We start from the raw sequence: 3,153 nt of genomic DNA on the forward strand, positions 1-3,153 counted from the left end.
AACGACTGGGACGCGAGCAAGTGCCGGAACGCCGAGAATTGGAGCGGCGCGAAGACGTGCGGGGTGTGGTCATATGCGGAGGGATGCAGTCCATGGGGGATATACCAGATGTCGGGGAACGTATACGAATGGTGCGCGAACTGGTATGAAAGCGGGGCATATGGGTGCTATCGGCGCGGCGACCTCGCGCCGCCCGCGAGCGGGCAGTATCGGGTGTTGCGGGGCGGGTCTTGGGACGATGTCGGCGGCATGGGCGTCTTCCGCTGTGCGCTCGGCGACTTCCGTGTCCCGGCGGGGCGCGACGACGACATCGGTTTTCGCTGCGCCAGGACGGTTCTATGATTACCCTTTGTGCCGCGAGCGAAGCGAGCGGCCGGATTTTTTCGCGGAGCCCGCAGGTTGTTGCCGCGCGGTCATTGACCGGCGGATGGTGACCGGCCGCGGCGCCACCTCACGCCCTATGCGCCGCGCGCGCAGACGCACCGAGCCAGCGCGGCGTCCCTATGGTTTCGCGGGAACGGCGGGCGCGGCAATGCGTTCCATGCGCGGCAACGGTCCGACCAGCGGTTTCACGTAGGCCCGAAAGGCTTCCGTAACATCGCTGCCTGAGGCTGAGATGAATTCGTCCGGCATGTGGCGGCTCTTTTTCGCGACGGTCTCCAGTGGCGTCAGGAAATACTCGACCGCGTAGTCGCCGATGCGCCGGATGGCCACGGAACCGTCCAGGTTGTGCCAGACGGCGTACTGGACGGCCCTCTCCGCGACTTCGCGTGCCTCAAAGCGGTCCCCTTCGCTTACGCAACCGGGGAAACTCCGCTGCAGGTAGCCGAACACGTCCGCGCGAAGCCGCTTGACGCTCTCGTCCCGTTCCAGCGCGTCCGTCAGCCGTTTGGCCACCAACGCGCCGGAAAGCAAGGGGTTGCCGAACTTGTCCACGTGTTCCCAATCCGCGCCGATTCGGTTACCCTCCGGGTCCTTGATGCCCTCGGACACGGCCACGACGCAACGCTTGTGCCTGTCATGAACCGCCTTTACATCCGCGACGAAGCGGCGTTCGTCAAAGGCCCGCTCCGGCAGGTAGATGAGGTGCGGCCCGTCGTCCGGGTATGTTCTGGCAAGGCAGGACGCCGCGGTCAGGAAGCCGGCGTCGCGCCCCATGACCACGCCGATGTACACGCCGGGCAGCGCCTGGTTGTCGAGATTGGCGCCCGCAAACGCCAGCGCGACAAAGCGGGCGGCCGAACCATAGCCGGGGCAGTGGTCCGTAACGAGCAGGTCGTTGTCGATCGTCTTGGGGATGTGAACAACCCGCAGTTCGTAATTGTCATGCGCGGCTTGCTTGTTGACGATGCTGCAGGTCTCCGCGCTGTCGTTGCCGCCGATGTAGAAGAAATACCGGACGCCGTGTTTCCGGAGCACTTCGAATATCCTGCCGCAGTATGCGTCGTCCGGTTTGTCGCGCGTGGACAGCAGCGCCGCCGCGGGCGTGAGCGCCGCGGCCTCGAGGTTGTGCGTGGTCGCCTCCGTCAGGTCAAGCAGTTCCTCGTTGACGATGCCGCGCACACCCTGCAAGGCGCCATACACGTGGCCAATCTGCGGGAACTTCCGTGATTCCACGACCACTCCCGCCAGACTCTGATTGATGACCGCGGTCGGGCCCCCGCCTTGAGCGACCAGAACATTGCCAGGAATTATCTCGCGCATGAGCCGTCCCTTTCCGGAATGCTTCGGTTGACCACCACCCTTCCCGCCCCCCAGCCAAGCATATCCTTTTGCCTTGGATTATCCAATTGAACAGCCCGCGAACCCGGTGCGCCTGCGAACCACGGATTGCTGTCGCGTCCTACCGGTCATCTTGCGGACCGTCAATCGTGGCCCTGTTTTGCAGGTACATGGCCTTGAGGAACGCAATGTGCCTGTTGCTCAGCGATTTCAGGATGGTCCCCCCGCAGGTGAACGCGTGGGTCACGTCTTCAATCCTGCCGTAGGTTTCCAGGGCCTTCCGCCCCTCGCCGCCGCCAACATAGACCGCAACACCGGCTTCCGTCAGTTCCTTGAGCAGCGCCATAAAGGTCTTCGTGCCTTCGGCGAAGGCAGGTTCCTCAAACTTGCCCAGAACTCCGTTATGGAAGAGGATGTGGGGTTCGGGCGCCCCTTGAACATCTTGGGCGTATTCCCTCAATATCCCGGCGAATAGCGTCCGGGTCTGGGGCCCGATGTCCATCTGGGCCTGTCCCTCGGGGACCAACCCGCTGACGGTTCCATTGCTCAGGACAAAGTCCACAGGCAACACGACCGCGATGTGGCCGTCCCGGCATTTCGTCAGGATCCGCTTTGCCTGTTCCGTTCTCTTTGCGGGGATATATGCCTTCTGCGAAGCATCGGTTTCCGCCAAACCCAGGTGGAAGTCGCCCCCTTCGAGTTGCGCCCGGGCCTTCTTGAGGGCCATCGCGATGGAACCGCCCGTGATGACCATCTTGACCGCGCCCCGGTCCACGATGCCCTCGAGCGCATCCAGCTTGTCAATTTTCAACCCGCTGAAAACCACGCAATCGGCCTTGCGAACCTCGCGGACATGCGTCTTCAGCTCTTCGGCGGTGTACGAACCGAACGCCGTGCGTTCCATGAGCAGCGGCACGACCGACGACGAGAAATCCGTGTTTGACGCGGCGATGGCTTCGTTGATTTCCACCGCCGCCAATCTGTCGCGAATGTCCTTCGCAACTGCGTAGAGCCGGGGCGCAACCCCGGCAAGCCCGGCCTCGTCGATGCCCCACAGCGCGGTTTCAAGGGCGTGCTTGCGGGTGTTCTCGAGCAGGAAAGCCGTGCCCGCTTCCGCAGCCGCAACATTGGCGACAAATGCGTCGTTCAGACGGCCCCCCTCTTCGTCCAGCCAATCCTCGACAAAGAGCACCTCGCGTCCGAGACGCCTGCGCATTGCGTCGCAAACCGGCCCGGTCGAGTTTGCGCGGTCACGGCCAATATGGCCGAATACGACCGGCTTCCAACCCTTTTCGCAGCACAACGCAATCGTTGGCGCGCAGGCCTCAATCCGCGCGGTGTCCTTCACCTTGCCGTCCTTGACGGAGGTATCGAGGTCGGCGCGCACCAGGACGGGGGTCCCCGCGGGCATATCCGAGAGATCGGCCACAC

General features: G+C 63.5%; 3 protein-coding genes. 1 reads left to right on the plus strand and 2 read right to left on the minus strand.

Features of this window, described 5'->3' with window-relative positions; genetic code table 11:
• Positions 1 to 342: SUMF1/EgtB/PvdO family nonheme iron enzyme (locus tag KA184_23070; GenBank protein ID MBP8132472.1), on the plus strand; the 342-nt coding region annotated here is incomplete at its 5' end.
• Between the two features lie 159 nt (positions 343 to 501).
• Here the strand turns inward: KA184_23070 and KA184_23075 are convergent.
• The gene (locus KA184_23075; GenBank protein MBP8132473.1) at positions 502 to 1,704 is read right to left on the minus strand and encodes a 6-phosphofructokinase; all 1,203 of its coding nucleotides are present in this window, start codon (positions 1,702 to 1,704) and stop codon (positions 502 to 504) included.
• A 139-nt stretch (positions 1,705 to 1,843) separates the two neighbouring features.
• A partial coding sequence (gene pgk / locus KA184_23080; GenBank protein ID MBP8132474.1) for a phosphoglycerate kinase occupies positions 1,844 to 3,153 on the minus strand: 1,310 nt, incomplete at its 5' end.

Source organism: Candidatus Hydrogenedentota bacterium, from assembly GCA_018005585.1.
Taxonomy (GTDB): Bacteria; Hydrogenedentota; Hydrogenedentia; order Hydrogenedentales; family JAGMZX01; genus JAGMZX01.

Bases quoted from the DNA above. Each gene is read 5' to 3' on its own strand.
- KA184_23075 (MBP8132473.1), bottom strand. From the start codon at position 1,704: ATGCGCGAGATAATTCCTGGCAATGTTCTGGTCGCTCAAGGCGGGGGC.